The sequence below is a fragment of the Cupriavidus sp. GW821-FHT02F09 genome, assembly GCF_059421605.1.
This window is the reverse complement of sequence record NZ_JBWKVH010000031.1, coordinates 1-14,767: the sequence shown is the minus strand read 5'-3', so window position 1 is coordinate 14,767 and position 14,767 is coordinate 1. Positions and strand designations below refer to the sequence as shown.

Annotated in this window: 15 protein-coding genes; 14 read left to right on the top strand and 1 reads right to left on the bottom strand. The window is 64.6% G+C overall.

The window, feature by feature from the left end; translation table 11 throughout:
- The first annotated feature begins 41 nt into the window (after positions 1 to 41).
- From AC07XB_RS27250 to cysM, 6 genes are all read left to right on the top strand, one after another.
- Positions 42 to 1,415 carry a UDP-glucose dehydrogenase family protein gene (locus tag AC07XB_RS27250; RefSeq protein WP_492373971.1) on the top strand — a complete coding sequence of 458 codons (1,374 nt, stop codon included), beginning with the start codon at positions 42 to 44 and terminating at the stop codon, positions 1,413 to 1,415.
- Positions 1,416 to 1,485: 70 nt separating this feature from the next.
- Positions 1,486 to 2,433 carry a D-glycero-beta-D-manno-heptose-7-phosphate kinase gene (rfaE1, locus tag AC07XB_RS27245; RefSeq protein WP_174423163.1) on the top strand — a complete coding sequence of 316 codons (948 nt, stop codon included), beginning with the start codon at positions 1,486 to 1,488 and terminating at the stop codon, positions 2,431 to 2,433.
- Positions 2,434 to 2,473: 40 nt separating this feature from the next.
- Positions 2,474 to 3,469 carry an ADP-glyceromanno-heptose 6-epimerase gene (gene rfaD, locus AC07XB_RS27240; protein WP_174423162.1) on the top strand — a complete coding sequence of 332 codons (996 nt, stop codon included), beginning with the start codon at positions 2,474 to 2,476 and terminating at the stop codon, positions 3,467 to 3,469.
- A gap of 185 nt (positions 3,470 to 3,654) precedes the next feature.
- On the top strand, positions 3,655 to 4,032 hold the full coding sequence (locus tag AC07XB_RS27235; protein WP_174423161.1) for a ComEA family DNA-binding protein: 378 nt from the start codon (positions 3,655 to 3,657) through the stop codon (positions 4,030 to 4,032).
- A gap of 276 nt (positions 4,033 to 4,308) precedes the next feature.
- Positions 4,309 to 5,625 carry a solute carrier family 23 protein gene (locus AC07XB_RS27230; RefSeq protein ID WP_492830470.1) on the top strand — a complete coding sequence of 439 codons (1,317 nt, stop codon included), beginning with the start codon at positions 4,309 to 4,311 and terminating at the stop codon, positions 5,623 to 5,625.
- A 70-nt stretch (positions 5,626 to 5,695) separates the two neighbouring features.
- The gene (gene cysM / locus AC07XB_RS27225; protein ID WP_492830490.1) at positions 5,696 to 6,598 is read left to right on the top strand and encodes a cysteine synthase CysM; all 903 of its coding nucleotides are present in this window, start codon (positions 5,696 to 5,698) and stop codon (positions 6,596 to 6,598) included.
- Positions 6,599 to 6,682: 84 nt separating this feature from the next.
- On the opposite strand, the gene mltB is transcribed toward cysM, so the two are convergent.
- A complete protein-coding gene (gene mltB / locus AC07XB_RS27220; RefSeq protein WP_416047854.1) occupies positions 6,683 to 7,789 on the bottom strand; it encodes a lytic murein transglycosylase B in 1,107 nt (368 codons plus the stop codon).
- Between the two features lie 118 nt (positions 7,790 to 7,907).
- Between mltB and AC07XB_RS27215 the strand changes: the two genes are divergently transcribed.
- From AC07XB_RS27215 to AC07XB_RS27180, 8 genes are all read left to right on the top strand, one after another.
- Positions 7,908 to 8,831, top strand: coding sequence for a histone deacetylase family protein (locus AC07XB_RS27215; protein WP_416047855.1), 924 nt, complete (start codon positions 7,908 to 7,910; stop codon positions 8,829 to 8,831).
- 11 nt (positions 8,832 to 8,842) lie between these two features.
- On the top strand, positions 8,843 to 9,646 hold the full coding sequence (locus tag AC07XB_RS27210; protein WP_492830472.1) for an enoyl-CoA hydratase: 804 nt from the start codon (positions 8,843 to 8,845) through the stop codon (positions 9,644 to 9,646).
- Positions 9,647 to 9,816: 170 nt separating this feature from the next.
- Positions 9,817 to 10,851, top strand: a complete 1,035-nt coding sequence (locus tag AC07XB_RS27205) for a methionine ABC transporter ATP-binding protein (RefSeq protein WP_043344503.1) — start codon at positions 9,817 to 9,819, stop codon at positions 10,849 to 10,851.
- On the top strand, positions 10,841 to 11,494 hold the full coding sequence (locus tag AC07XB_RS27200; protein ID WP_043344505.1) for a methionine ABC transporter permease: 654 nt from the start codon (positions 10,841 to 10,843) through the stop codon (positions 11,492 to 11,494). Before AC07XB_RS27205 ends, AC07XB_RS27200 begins: the two co-directional genes overlap by 11 nt.
- Before the next feature lie 68 nt (positions 11,495 to 11,562).
- Positions 11,563 to 12,360 carry a MetQ/NlpA family ABC transporter substrate-binding protein gene (locus AC07XB_RS27195; RefSeq protein WP_043344507.1) on the top strand — a complete coding sequence of 266 codons (798 nt, stop codon included), beginning with the start codon at positions 11,563 to 11,565 and terminating at the stop codon, positions 12,358 to 12,360.
- A 204-nt stretch (positions 12,361 to 12,564) separates the two neighbouring features.
- Positions 12,565 to 13,314, top strand: coding sequence for an electron transfer flavoprotein subunit beta/FixA family protein (locus AC07XB_RS27190; RefSeq protein ID WP_006158397.1), 750 nt, complete (start codon positions 12,565 to 12,567; stop codon positions 13,312 to 13,314).
- Between the two features lie 19 nt (positions 13,315 to 13,333).
- Positions 13,334 to 14,269, top strand: a complete 936-nt coding sequence (locus AC07XB_RS27185; RefSeq protein ID WP_477134969.1) for an electron transfer flavoprotein subunit alpha/FixB family protein — start codon at positions 13,334 to 13,336, stop codon at positions 14,267 to 14,269.
- Positions 14,270 to 14,374: 105 nt separating this feature from the next.
- Positions 14,375 to 14,767, top strand: a 393-nt coding sequence (locus AC07XB_RS27180; protein WP_493688169.1) for an acyl-CoA dehydrogenase family protein, incomplete at its 3' end; no start/stop codon positions are given.

Here is a 14,767-nt window from a genome sequence, read left to right as displayed (position 1 = left end):
GCTTTAGCGTCGCACGCCAATCCCTATCTGGAGTACAAGTTATGAAAGTCACCATTATCGGCAGCGGCTACGTCGGTCTAGTGACCGGGGCCTGCCTGGCCGAGCTGGGCAACGACGTGTTTTGCCTGGACGTCGATGAACGCAAGATCGCGATGCTCAATGCCGGCGGTGTGCCAATCTACGAACCGGGCTTGAAAGAGCTGATCCAGCGTAATCGCGAGGCTGGCCGGCTGACGTTTTCCACCGATGTGGCGGCCAGCGTGGAGCATGCCGACGTGCAGTTCATTGCCGTTGGCACGCCGCCTGACGAGGATGGCTCCGCCGATCTGCAATATGTGCTGGCGGCTGCCCGCAATATCGGCAAGTACATGACCGGCTTCAAGGTGGTGGTGGACAAGTCCACCGTGCCGGTCGGCACCGGCGATCGTGTCGCCGAAGCCATTCGTGAAGAGCTGGCCGCGCGCGGCCTCGAGGACCTGCAGTTCTCGGTGGTCTCCAATCCGGAATTCCTGAAGGAAGGCGCCGCGGTGGAGGACTTCATGCGTCCCGACCGTATCGTGCTGGGCTGCAATGCCGACGTGGCTGGCCGGCATGCCAAGGCGATCATGCGCCAGCTCTACGCGCCCTTCAACCGCAATCACGAGCGTACGTTCTATATGGACGTGCGCTCGGCCGAGTTCACCAAGTACGCCGCCAACTCGATGCTGGCCACGCGCATCTCGTTCATGAACGAGCTGGCGAACCTGGCCGATGAAGTCGGTGCTGATATCGAGCTGGTCCGCATGGGCATCGGTTCCGATCCGCGCATTGGCTATAGTTTCCTGTACGCCGGTGCCGGCTATGGCGGCTCGTGCTTCCCCAAGGATGTGCAGGCGCTGATGCGCACCGCCAGCGCGCATGGCAAGCCCATGCGCGTGCTGGAAGCGGTGGAAGCGGTCAACGACGCGCAAAAGCAGGTGCTGGCCGACAAGGTCGTGCGCCGCTTTGGCGAGGATCTCGCCGGGCACACCTTTGCGATCTGGGGCCTGGCCTTCAAGCCCAATACCGACGACATGCGCGAAGCGCCGTCGCGGGTGCTGGCGCAAGCGCTGGTGTCGCGCGGCGCCTCGCTGCGCGTGCATGATCCGATCTCGATGGCCGAGGCCAAGCATGCGCTGGCCCTCGATCTCGCACACATCGACGGTGGCTTTGCACGCGTGCATTTCAGCGACGCGCAGATGGACACGCTCGACGGTGCCGATGCCCTGGTCATCGTCACAGAATGGAAGGTGTTCCGCAGCCCGGATTTCAACCAGATCAAGCGCCGCCTGAAGGCCCCCGTCATCTTCGACGGACGCAATCTGTACGAGCCCGAAGCCATGCAGGAAGCGGGCATCGAATATCATGCGATCGGGCGGCCGACCACGACGCGCTGAAACGCAACCCAACGGGAACGACAAGCCAACGCCCCGGCTGACGGACCGGGCTGTGTTGCCAAGGATGTCCATGAGCAAGAACCATATTCCGCAGCAACAGATCAATCAATCGCGCATCCTGGTGGCGGGCGACATGATGCTCGACCGCTATTGGTTCGGCGATGTCGAGCGTATCTCCCCGGAAGCCCCGGTGCCGGTGGTGCAGATCAAGCGCAGCGACGAACGCCTTGGCGGCGCTGCCAACGTGGCGCGCAATGCCGCCGCGCTGGGCGCCCAGGTGGGCATGCTGGGCGTGGTCGGCGATGACGAGCCCGGCCGCACGCTGGAGGCGCTGCTCAGCGCCAGCCACGTGCAGCCCTACCTGCATCGCGACCCCAGCGTCAACACCACCATCAAGTTGCGCGTGGTGGCGCACCAGCAGCAGTTGCTGCGCGTGGACTTCGAGAATGCACCGGGACATGAAGTGCTGGCCGCGGTGCAGGATCGTTTCCTTGCCTTGGTCAAAGAGTACAAGGTCCTGGTGCTCTCCGACTACGGCAAGGGCGGCCTGGCCCACGTGGGCCGCATGGTCGAGGCTGGCCGCGCCGCGGGCTGCCTGGTGCTGGTCGACCCCAAGGGCGACGATTACTCACGCTATCGCGGCGCGACGCTGATCACCCCCAACCGTGCCGAAATGCGGCACGTGGTGGGCGCCTGGAAGACCGAGTCCGATCTCACCATCCGGGCCCAGAACCTGCGGCGCGAGCTGCATCTCGAAGCGCTGCTGCTGACGCGCTCGGAAGAGGGCATGACGCTCTACACCGAAGCCGAGGTGCTGCACGTGTCGGCGCAGGCGCGCGAAGTCTACGACGTGTCCGGCGCCGGCGACACCGTGATTGCCACGCTGGCGACCATGCTGGGCGCTGGCGTGCCGCTTAAGGAGGCCGTGCAGCACGCCAATCGCGCAGGCAGCATCGTGGTGGGCAAGCTGGGCACCGCGGTCGTCACCTATCCTGAATTGTTCGGCACGCCGGCGTAATGGCCGCGCTGCCTCCTGGCTCGTTTGAGCCCACACGACCATGACCATCATCGTAACCGGCGCTGCCGGCTTTATCGGCAGCAACCTCGTCAAGGGCCTGAACGAGCGCGGCGAAGACAATGTCGTCGCCGTCGACAACCTGACGCGCGCCGACAAGTTCCACAACCTCGTCGACTGCGAGATCCGCGACTACCTCGACAAGAGCGAGTTTCTCGAGCGCTTCAAGCGCGGTGAGTTCGGCAAGGTGCGCGCGGTGTTCCATGAGGGAGCCTGTTCCGACACCATGGAGACCGACGGCCGCTACATGATGGAGAACAATTTCCGCTACACCCAGGCGTTGATGGATGCCTGCCTGGAGCAGGGCACGCAGTTCCTCTACGCCTCTTCGGCAGCCACCTATGGCGCCTCGCAGGTGTTCAAGGAAGAGCGCCAATACGAGAAGCCGCTGAACGTCTACGGCTACTCGAAGTTCCTGTTCGACCAGGTGGTGCGGCGCACGCTGCCGTCCGCGTTGTCGCAGATCGTGGGCTTTCGCTACTTCAACGTGTATGGCCCGCGCGAAGCGCACAAGGGCCGCATGGCCTCGGTGGCGTTCCACAATTTCAACCAGTTCCGCGCCGACGGCACGGTGAAGCTGTTTGGCGAGTATGGCGGCTATGCGCCGGGTGGCCACACCCGCGACTTCATCTCGGTGGAGGACGTGGTGAAGGTCAACCTGTTCTTCCTGGAGCATCCGGACAAGTCGGGCATCTTCAACCTCGGCACCGGCCGCGCGCAGCCGTTCAACGACATTGCCGCGACGGTGGTCAACACGCTGCGCGAGGCCGATGGCCGCCCCCAGCTGACGCTCGACGAGATGGTGCAGGAGGGACTGGTGGAGTACATCAAGTTCCCCGACGCGCTGCGCGGCAAGTACCAGTGCTACACCCAGTCCGATGTCTCGCGCCTGCGTGGCGCTGGGTACAAGGATGCCTTCTACACTGTGGAAGAAGGCGTGTCGCGCTACTGCCGCTGGCTGCTGCAGAACAAGGGCTGAAGTCGCAAAGACGCGCGCGTAAGGGCGCCTTTTGTGCGCCTTGCGCGCGCTGTGGAGACACCTCGGTCGCGTTGAGGTGAACTTTTGTTGCGAGGTGCGCCAAGCCAGTTGCGCGCTCCTATCCTGCGTGTTGCTTCGTCCTGCCAGGGCGAAGCGACCTTCATCAATGGATAGGAGAAACTCCCATGTTCAAGCCAACTTTGACGCGCGCGTCCAGGCAGGTCCTGCTGGCCGCCGCCGTCTGGTTCTCGCTATCGGGTGCCGCGTTTGCGGCTGTCGATGTGAATACCGCCGATGAGGCCGCGCTGGTGTCGCTCAAGGGCATCGGGCCGGCCACGGCCAGCACCATTGTCAGCGAGCGCAGCCGGGGTGGTCCCTTCAAGGATGCCGCGGATCTCGCCGATCGGGTCAAGGGCCTGGGGCAGAAATCTGTCGTGCGCTTGCAGGAGGCCGGCATGACCATCGGTGCCGGCGGCGCTGCGGCGCCGAAGGCCACGGTGGCGGCGGCCCCGGCCAAAAAAGACGCCAAGACGGAGAAGCCGCCCGCCAAGGCCGTTCGCTAAGGTTGCCGCGGGCGTGCAGCGGGGCGCCCGCATCCAAGCTATCCGATCGTCGAAGCCCCGGCCGAGCCCGGGGCTTTTTGCTGCGCGTGCACCAGCACGAGGATCCGGCGCTGGTATGGCTCGTGCTAGTGCCGTGTGGCTTATCACGAATGCGGCCGCGCGGTATCATGCGGACGCTGTTGCGGCCCGAGCCGGCTGCGTGGCCAACAAAATCCAAAATCGCGCCGGACCTGCCCGCATTCGGGGCGGCCAGGCCAATAAAAAGGGAGCTGGACAATGGGAAATAACGAGGACGCGGGATTCCTGCCCAAGTGGCGGCTGAAGACGCACGGCGTGATTGCGCCTGATGAGCGACTGCCCGCCGGCCAGACCCTGCTGGCAGGTATCCAGCACGTGGTAGCGATGTTCGGCTCGACCGCGATCGCGCCGATCCTGATGGGCTTCAATCCCAATATCGCCATCCTGTTTTCCGGCATCGGCACGCTGATTTTCTTTCTGTGCGTGCGCGGCAGGGTGCCGAGCTACCTGGGCTCCAGCTTTGCCTTCATCGCGGTGGTGATCGCGGCGACCGGCTACGCCGGCAGCGGCCCCAACCCGAATATCCCGGTGGCGCTCGGCGGCATCATCGCCGCGGGCGTGTTGTACTTGCTGATCGGACTGGTGGTGCAGGCGGTGGGGTATCGCTGGGTGGAGCGGCTGATGCCGCCGGTGGTGACGGGTGCCATCGTCGCGGCCATCGGCCTGAACCTCGCGCCGGTGGCGGTCAAGGCCGTGAGCGGCGCGCCGTTGGATACCTGGGTGGGCCTGGCGACCGTGCTGGCGGTGGGCGTGGTGGCGGTGCATGCGCCGGGCATGCTGCGCCGGCTGCCGGTACTGGTGGGCGGGCTGTTCGGCTACGTGCTGTACTACCTTTGCACCAACGGGCTGGGCATGGGCAAAGGCATCGACTTCTCCGGCGTGGCCGCCGCGGCCTGGTTCGGGCTGCCGGTCTTCTCCACGCCAGTGTTCCAGGCCAGCGCCATGCTGCTGATCGCGCCGGTGGCGATCGTGCTGGTGGCGGAAAACCTCGGGCACATCAAGGCCATCAGCGTGATGACCGGCCGCAATCTCGATCCATATATCGGCCGCGCCTTCATCGGCGACGGCATTGCCACCATCATTTCCGCCGGCGGCGGCGGCACGGGCGTGACCACTTACGCCGAAAACATGGGCGTGATGGCGGTGACCAAGATCTACTCCACGCTGATCTTCGTGGTGGCGGCGGTGGTGGCGCTGGTGCTGGGCTTTTCGCCCAAGTTCGGTGCGCTGATCCTGACCATCCCGGGCCCCGTGATCGGTGGCCTGACCATCGTGGTGTTCGGCCTGATCGCCGCCACTGCCGGGCGTATCTGGGTGCAGAACAAGGTCGATTTCTCCAGTTCGCGCAACCTGATCACGGTCGGCGCCACGTTGACCGTGGCGGCTGGCGACCTGACGCTGAAGCTGGGCGGCATGACGCTGGGCGGCATCGGTACCGCCACTTTCGGCGCGATTCTGCTGTACCACCTGCTGGGCAGCCGCAAAGCCGAGGCCGAAGCCGAAGCCGAAGCCTGACACGCCACGTCGGCAACGCAGGCTTTGCGACTGGATTACAATGTCCGCCGACATTGGAATCCCGCTCACCATGGCCTACAAGACGATTGAAGACACCATCGGCAATACGCCGCTGGTGCAACTGCAGCGCATCCCCGGCGCCGCCGGTACCCCGCGCGGCAACGTAATCCTCGGCAAGCTCGAGGGCAACAATCCGGCGGGCTCGGTCAAGGACCGGCCGGCGGTCTCGATGATTGCCCGCGCCGAGTCGCGCGGGCGCATCAAGCCGGGCGATACGCTGATCGAGGCTACCTCGGGCAATACCGGCATCGCGCTGGCCATGGCAGCCGCCATCCGCGGCTACAAGATGGTGCTGATCATGCCGGAAGACCTGAGCATGGAGCGCCGCCAGAGCATGGCTGCCTACGGCGCGGAGATCATCCTGACGCCGGTCAAGGGCGGCATGGAATACGCGCGTGACCTCGCTGACTCCATGGAGCGCGACGGCCGCGGCGTGATCCTGGACCAGTTCGCCAATCCGGACAATCCGCTGGCGCATTACGAGACCACCGGCCCGGAGATCTGGCGCGACACCGAAGGGCGCATTACTCACTTCGTCTCTGCCATGGGCACCACGGGCACCATTACCGGTGTCTCGCGCTACCTGAAGGAACAGAACGCAGGGATCCAGATCGTGGGTGCGCAGCCGGCTGAAGGCTCGCGTATTCCCGGCATCCGCAAGTGGCCCGAGGCGTACATGCCGAAGATCTACGATTCGAAATTCATTGACCGTACCGAGCCTGTCAGCCAGGGCGATGCCGAGCACATGGCACGTCGCATGGCGCGCGAGGAAGGGATCTTCTGCGGCATCTCGGCTGCGGGCGCGCTGTGCGTCGCGCTGCGTATCGCCGAGGAAGTGGAGAATGCCACCATCGTGTTCGTGGTGTGCGATCGCGGTGATCGCTACCTTTCGACCGGGGTGTTCCCGGCCTGATGCCGCCTTGCCGCGCGCATTGAAAAAGCCCCCGCGAGTTCAGTCTTGCGGGGGCTTTTTGCTTGTCGCGCAGCGGATGCCGGCTTAGCCCATCGCCGCCTTGACCGCCTCGCCCAGCTGGTACACAGCCAGCGCGTAGAAGAAGCTGCGGTTGTAGCGCGTCAGCACATAGAAGTTGCGCAGGCCGAGCATGTAGTCGGTGGTTTCGCCGGGCGTGGGCAGGTCCACCACCAGCACGCCGGTTTCGCCTTCGCGTGTCGGGTCGATCGGCTCGTCCACGCGCAGGCCGGCCTTGAGCAACTGGTTGAGCGTGCGGGTGGGCCATGGCTCGCCATCCGCGGCTGCGGCGGCGATGCCGCGGCTGCCCTCGTCGGCGGCGATGCGCCAGACCACCGGGCGGCCCGGTTCCCAGCCGTGCAGCTGCAGGAAACGCGCCACGCTGCCGATCGCGTCGGTGGCACTGCTGCGCAGGTCGATGCGGCCGTCGCCGTCATAGTCGATGGCGTATTCGCGCAGGCTTGTGGGCATGAACTGCGGAATGCCCACGGCACCCGCGAAGGAGCCCAGCACCGAGAACACATCGGTGTTGGTGTCGCGGCACCAGAGCAGGTAGTCGGTCAGCTGGTTGCGGAACAGCGTGGTGCGCGCTTCGCGGTTGGGCACGTCCGGATAATCGAAGGCCAGCGTGGAAAGCGAGTCGATCACGCGGAAGGTACCCATGTCGCGGCCATAGATGGTCTCGACACCGATGATGCCGACGATCACCGAGGCCGGCACGCCGAACTCGGCTTCCGCGCGGCGCAGTGTTTCGCGATTTTGCTGCCAGAAGCGCACGCCCGCGTTGATGCGGATCGGCTCGATAAAGCGCGAGCGGTAGGTGCGCCAGCTTTTGCGTCCCGGCGTGGCGGGCGGCATGATCAGGCGCACCACCGTGGATGAATACACGGCCTGGCCGAACCAGCCTTCCAGCGTCTGGCGGGCAAAGCCGTGGCGTGCCACCATCTCGTCGATGAAGGCGCGGCTCTTGGGATTGTCACGGTAGCGGCCCGGCTCGATTTCTTCTTCGCGCATGCTCACGCGGCGCTTGCCGGCTGCAAGCAGGGCGGGGGAGACGCCGCACAAGCTCAATGCGGCAGCGGAAAGTGCGGCGCCCAGAAGCGGGCGGCGCAGGGAGCGCTGGGAGTCGGTCATGGTGTCCTTTGCAAGTCGCTGCGAGTATAGCGGATGGTGTCCGCGCGGCAGGTCGCTGGGTGGCTGGCGCGGCATGTGCTAACGTAACGAATGGAGACCACGATGAAAGCAATAAGACATGCCCACAGGCTATTACACGCATCCCGAGTTCCTGCTGCATGAGATGGGGCCATTCCATCCGGAGTGCCCTGAGCGCCTGCAGGCCATTGAGGATCACCTGATCTCGCACGGCATGGATGGCCTGCTTGACCGGCGCGAGGCGAGCGCCGCCACCGCCGAGCAGATCGGGCGCGTGCATCTTCCGCAGTACATCGCCTCGCTGGCCGCGGCCAGCCCGGCCAGCGGCTACCACCCGATCGATCCCGATACCCTGATGAATCCGCACACGCTCGCCGCCGCCACCCATGCGGCAGGCGCCGCGGTGGCTGCTACCGACGCGGTGATGGCGGGCGAGATCGAGAATGCGTTCTGCTGCGTGCGCCCGCCGGGCCACCATGCCGAGCCGGACCGGGCCATGGGTTTCTGCTTCTACAACAATGTGGCGATCGCCGCGCGTCATGCGCTCGCCGCGCACGGGCTGGAGCGCGTGGCCATCGTCGATTTCGACGTGCATCACGGCAATGGCACCGAAGCCGCATTCCGTGGCGACGCCCAGGTGCTGATGTGCAGCTTCTTCCAGCATCCGTTTTATCCCTACAGCGGCACCGAGCACATTGCCACCAATATGTCGAACATCCCGCTGCCGGCCTATACCAACGGCCTGGCGGTGCGCGAAGTGGTGGAGACGATCTGGCTGCCGCGCCTGAACGAGTTCAAGCCGCAGATGTTGTTTATCTCGGCTGGCTTCGACGCCCATCGAGAGGATGACCTCGGGCAGATGGGGCTGGTCGAGCAGGACTATGCCTGGATCACCGCCCAACTGGTCGACGTCGCCCGCGCCCATGCAAAGGGGCGCATCGTCAGTTGCCTTGAAGGCGGCTATAACCTGAGCGCGCTGAGCCGTAGCGTGTGTGCACACCTCAAGGTGCTGCTCGAACGATAGGAGGCCCTCGCATGGCTGAAACCGATAACCGCGCCGTGACCCCGCTGGTGAGCGAAAGCCTCGACGCCCCGGGCGTGCTGCGCCTGACGATGAACCGCCCGGAGGCGTTCAACGCGCTGTCAGAGGACCTGCTGGATGCGCTGTGCGCGGCGTTTGCCCGCGCCGGCGCCAATGCCTCGGTCCGCGTCGTGGTGCTGGCCGCCGCCGGCCGTGCATTCTGCGCGGGACATGATCTGCGCGAGATGCGCGCAAGCCCGTCGCACGAGTACTACCGCCGCCTGTTCGACCGCTGCACCCGCATGATGATGGCGATGCAGAAGATGCCGCAGCCGGTGATCGCGCGCGTGCAGGGCATTGCCACAGCGGCCGGCTGCCAACTGGTGGCGATGTGCGACCTGGCGGTGGCCGCCGATGTGGCTCGCTTTGCGGTATCGGGCGTCAACCTTGGCTTGTTCTGCGCCACGCCAGGCGTGGCGCTGTCGCGCAACCTGTCGCGCAAGCACGCCATGGAAATGCTGCTGACCGGTGACATGATCGACGCGCTGCAAGCCCGCGACCGCGGGCTGGTCAACCGCGTGGTGCCCGCCGATGCCCTCGATGCCGAGGTTGCACGCCTGGCGGCCAGCATCTGCGCCAAGCCGGCCGCCGCCGTGGCCGCCGGCAAGGGCCTGTTCTACCGCCAGCTGGAGATGGGCATCGAAGCGGCCTACCAGCTCGCCGGGCAGACCATGGCCTGCAACATGATGGATCCGACGGCGCTGGAAGGCGTGCAGGCCTTCCTCGACAAGCGCCCGCCCTTGTGGGATGTCTTGTAAATCTCTTTTTTTTGGTTTTTGTTGGGCTATATGCCCACAGCGCATAAAGACATCGGCAAAAAGTCGTTTCTGGTATGAAGCGGATCGCTTAAAATGCGCGCTTCGCCCAAAAAAATAAAATGCGGCAACAGTGCTAGAGACAAACTCGCCTGTTGCCGTTTTCTTTTCACATGATCGAACTGCAAGGTCTTTCGCAGCGCTTCCCCGGCGGGTCGGGTGAGGTGCATGCGCTGCGGGACGTCAACCTGTCGATTGCGGCAGGTGAGGTCTTCGGCATCATCGGCCGCAGCGGCGCTGGCAAGAGCACGCTGGTGCGCGCCATCAACCTGCTTAACCGCCCCAGCGCCGGCCGCGTCTTCGTCGCCGGCCAGGAACTGACCGCGCTCGACAGCGGCGCGTTGCGCCGGGCACGCCGCGACATCGGCATGATCTTCCAGCATTTCAACCTGCTGTCGTCGCGCACCGTTTATGACAACGTGGCGCTGCCGCTGGAGCTGGCTGGCAAATCCCGCAGCGAGATCTCCGACACGGTGCTGCCGCTGCTGGAGCTGGTTGGCCTGACGGCGCTCAAGGATCGCTATCCCGCCCAGATCAGCGGCGGGCAGAAGCAGCGCGTGGGGATTGCACGTGCATTGGCCAGCAAGCCCAAGGTGCTGCTTTCGGACGAGGCCACGTCCGCCCTCGATCCGGAGACCACGCGCTCCATCCTGGAACTGCTCAAGCAGATCAATCGCGAGCTGGGCCTGACCATCGTCATGATCACGCACCAGATGGAAGTGATCAAGCAGGTCTGCGACCGCGTGGCCGTGCTTGAGGCTGGCCAGGTGGTGGAAACCGGCCGGGTGATCGACGTCTTCCTGCGTCCGCAGCATGCGGTCACGCGCGCCATGATCGGCGACGTGATCGCGCAGGAACTGCCGCAAAGCGTGCTCAAGCGCGTGGAGAGCCGCCTCGGCAACGGGCGCGACCACGTCTATCGCCTGGCCTTCACCGGCGCGGGCGTGGACCAGCCAGTGCTGGCCCAGGCGATTCGCCGCTACGGGCTGGACTTCAACATCCTGCACGGGCATATCGACGAAATCCAGGGCCAGGCCTTCGGCTCGCTGGCCATCATGGCCACCGGCGACCTGGCCGACGTGAAGGCGGCAATGGAGTATCTGCAACAAGAAGGCGTGGTGGTGGAGGAGATCGAGCATGTGGTCTGAAATGTTTGACCTGTTCCTGACCTCGTTCAACGAGACGCTGCTGATGGTGAGCATCTCGGGCGTGGTCGGCGCGCTGTTTGGCGTGCCGCTGGGCGTGCTGCTGCACCTGACCAACCGCGGCGGCGTGCTGTCGCACCCGCTGTTCAACCGCACCATTGGCGTGGTGGTCAACGCCGTGCGCTCGATCCCCTTCATCATCCTGCTGGTGGTGGTGATTCCGTTCACGCGCTTTATCGTGGGCTCGTCGATCGGCACGACCGCGGCCGTGGTGCCGCTGACCATCGCCGCGATCCCCTTTATCGCACGCCTGGTGGAAAGCGCGCTGCGCGAAGTCGACAAAGGCCTGGTCGAGGCCGCCCAGTCGATGGGTGCGAGCACCGGCCAGATCGTGATGAAGGTGCTGCTGCCCGAGGCCATGCCCGGCATCGTGGCCGGCCTGACCATCACCTTTGTCAGCCTGGTGGGCTACTCGGCCATGGCCGGCGCCATCGGTGGCGGCGGCCTGGGCGACCTCGGCATCCGCTACGGCTACCAGCGCTACATCACCGAGGTGATGGTGGCGGTGGTGCTGATCCTGATCGTCTTCGTACAAGCGGTGCAAAGCTTCGGCGACTGGCTGGTGCGGCGCATCAGCCACAAGTAACAAGTCGGCCCGGCGATCCGCCTGGCTATCTGCAAAGACATAGAGCCATCGAGAAAAAGGAAGTCAACATGCAACGTCGTAACTTGCTGCAATGGATTGTCGGCGCCGCCCTGGGCGCCACCCTGGCCACTGGCGCTATGGCGCAGGAAAAGCCGATCAAGATCGGCGTCACCGGAGGCCCGCACGCCCAGATCATGGAGCAGGTGAAGAAGGTCGCGGCCAAGGACGGCCTGAATATCCAGCTGGTGGAGTTCAGTGACTATGTCCAGCCGAACGCCGCGCTGGCCGCTGGCGACCTGGACGCCAACAGCTACCAGCACCTGCCGTACCTGGAAGCGCAGATCAAGGACCGTGGCTACAAGTTCACCCACATCGCCTTCACCGTGACCTTCCCGATGGGCGTGTACTCCAAGAAGATCAAGTCGCTCGACCAGCTCAAGGACGGCGCGCGCGTTGGCGTGCCGAACGACCCCACCAATGGCGGTCGTGGCTTGCTGTTGCTGCAAAGCAAGGGCCTGATCAAGCTGCGCCCGGATGCCGGCCTGAAGGCCACGCCGCTGGACATCGTTTCCAACCCGAAGAAGATCCGAATCGTCGAACTGGACGCCGCGCAGCTGCCGCGTTCGCTGGATGACCTCGACGCCGCCGCCATTAACGGTAACTACGCTGAATCGGCTGGCCTGTCGCCCACCAAGGACGCGATTGCCATGGAAGGCCCCAAGGGTCCCTATGCCAACCTGATCGCCATCCGCGAAGCCGACAAGAACAAGCCCTGGGTAGCCAAGCTGGTCAAGGCCTATCATTCGCCGGAGATCAAGCAGTACGTCCAGAGCACTTTCAAGGATTCGGTGATTACCGCCTGGTAAGTTTGAAAAAACCCTCAAAAACCGTGTGCCGCAGGGCATCCTGCGGCACAATACGGCGAGGTTTTCACATTGCCGGGCTATGCCCGGCAATTCTTTACCGATAAAATAGTACGACCGTTCGAAAAATAAGAGTGCCACCCACCCGGTGGTTATAATGGCGGGCGAACCAAATTTCTGACTATCGACTATCAGTGGAGTGAGCGCATGAAAGTACTCGTCGCAGTCAAGCGCGTGGTGGATTACAACGTCAAGGTCCGGGTGAAGTCGGACGGCACGGGTGTGGATCTGGCTAACGTCAAGATGAGCATGAACCCGTTTGACGAAATCGCCGTGGAAGAAGCGGTGCGCCTGCGGGAAGCCGGGGTGGTCACCGAGGTGATCGCCGTGTCCTGCGGCGTGACCCAGTGCCAGGAAACCCTGCGTACGGCGATGGCCATCGGTGCCGACCGCGGCATCCTGGTGGAATCGAACGAAGACCTGCAGCCGCTGGCCGTGGCCAAGCTGCTCAAGGCCCTGGTCGACAAGGAACAGCCGCAACTGGTGATCCTGGGCAAGCAGGCCATCGACGACGACTCCAACCAGACCGGCCAGATGCTGGCTGCGCTGGCGGGCCTGCCGCAAGCCACTTTCGCTTCGAAGGTGGTGGTGGCCGATGGCCGCGCATCGGTGACGCGTGAAGTGGACGGCGGTCTGGAGACCCTGTCGCTCAAGCTGCCGGCGGTGGTGACCACCGACCTGCGCCTGAACGAGCCGCGTTATGTCACGCTGCCGAACATCATGAAGGCCAAGAAGAAGCCGCTCGACATCGTCAAGCCGGAAGATCTCGGCGTGGACGTGGCGCCGCGTCTGAAGACCGTCAAGGTCGTTGAGCCGCCCAAGCGTAGCGCGGGTGTGATGGTGCCGGACGTTGCGACGCTGGTGCAAAAGCTGAAGAACGAAGCCAAGGTCATCTGAGCGCGCCAGGAGATAAAACATGACTGCACTCGTCATTGCTGAACACGACAACCAATCCATCAAGGCCGCCACGCTGAATACCGTGACGGCAGCCGCCCAGTGCGGCGGCGATGTCCACGTGCTGGTGGCCGGCGCCAATGCCGCCGCCGCCGCTGCCGCTGCCGCGAAGATCGCCGGCGTGTCCAAGGTGCTGCTGGCCGACGCGCCGCAGTTCGCCGACGGCCTGGCCGAAAACGTGGCCGAGCAAGTGCTGGCCATCGCCAGCGACTACAGCCACATCCTGGCGCCCGCATCGGCCTACGGCAAGAACATCCTGCCGCGCGTCGCGGCCAAGCTGGACGTAGCCCAGTTGTCGGACATCACCAAGGTCGACAGCCCGGACACGTTCGAGCGCCCGATCTACGCCGGCAACGCGATCTCGATCGTTCAATCGTCGGACAAGGTCAAGGTCATCACCGTGCGCGGTACCGGCTTTGACGCTGCCGCAGCCGAAGGTGGCTCGGCCGCCGTGGAAAGCCTGCCCGCCGTGGCCGACGCTGGCATCTCGCAATTCGTTTCGCGCGAAGTCACCAAGAGCGACCGCCCCGAGCTGACCGCCGCCAAGATCATCGTGTCCGGTGGCCGTGGCGTGGGTTCCGGCGAGAACTACACCAAGGTGCTGACGCCGCTGGCCGACAAGCTGAACGCCGCGATGGGCGCGTCCCGCGCTGCTGTCGATGCCGGCTTCGTGCCCAACGATTACCAGGTCGGCCAGACCGGCAAGATCGTTGCGCCGCAGCTGTACATCGCCGTCGGCATTTCCGGCGCGATCCAGCATCTGGCCGGCATGAAGGACTCCAAGGTGATCGTGGCGATCAACAAGGATGCCGAAGCCCCGATCTTCTCGGTGGCCGACTACGGCCTGGTTGGCGATCTGAACACCGTCGTGCCCGAACTGGTGGCGGCGCTGGGCTGATCCCCACCGCCCGGCACGGCGTTTGACGCGCCGGGCTCGATCAGGAAGTACTAGCCGTTCCGGGCCCGCCCGAGAACGGCTTTTTTATACATACCGGAGACATCGATGACCTACCGTGCCCCGCTCAAGGACATGCTGTTCGTGATGAACGAACTGGCTGATCTTGACGCAGTCAGCAAGCTGCCCGGCTTCGAGGACGCCACGCCGGAGACGGCGCAGGCGGTGCTCGACGAGGCAGCCAAATTCAACGAACAAGTGGTGGCGCCGCTCAACCGCATTGGCGACACCGATCCGAGCAGCTGGAAGGACGGTGTGGTTACCACCACGCCCGGTTTCAAGGACGCGTTCCGCCAGTTTGGCGAAGGTGGCTGGCAGGGCGTGCTGCATCCGCAGGAATTTGGCGGCCAGGGCTTGCCCAAGCTGATCGCCACCGCCTGCAACGAGATGCTGAACACGGCGAACCTGTCGTTCGCCCTGTGCCCGTTGCTGACAGACGGC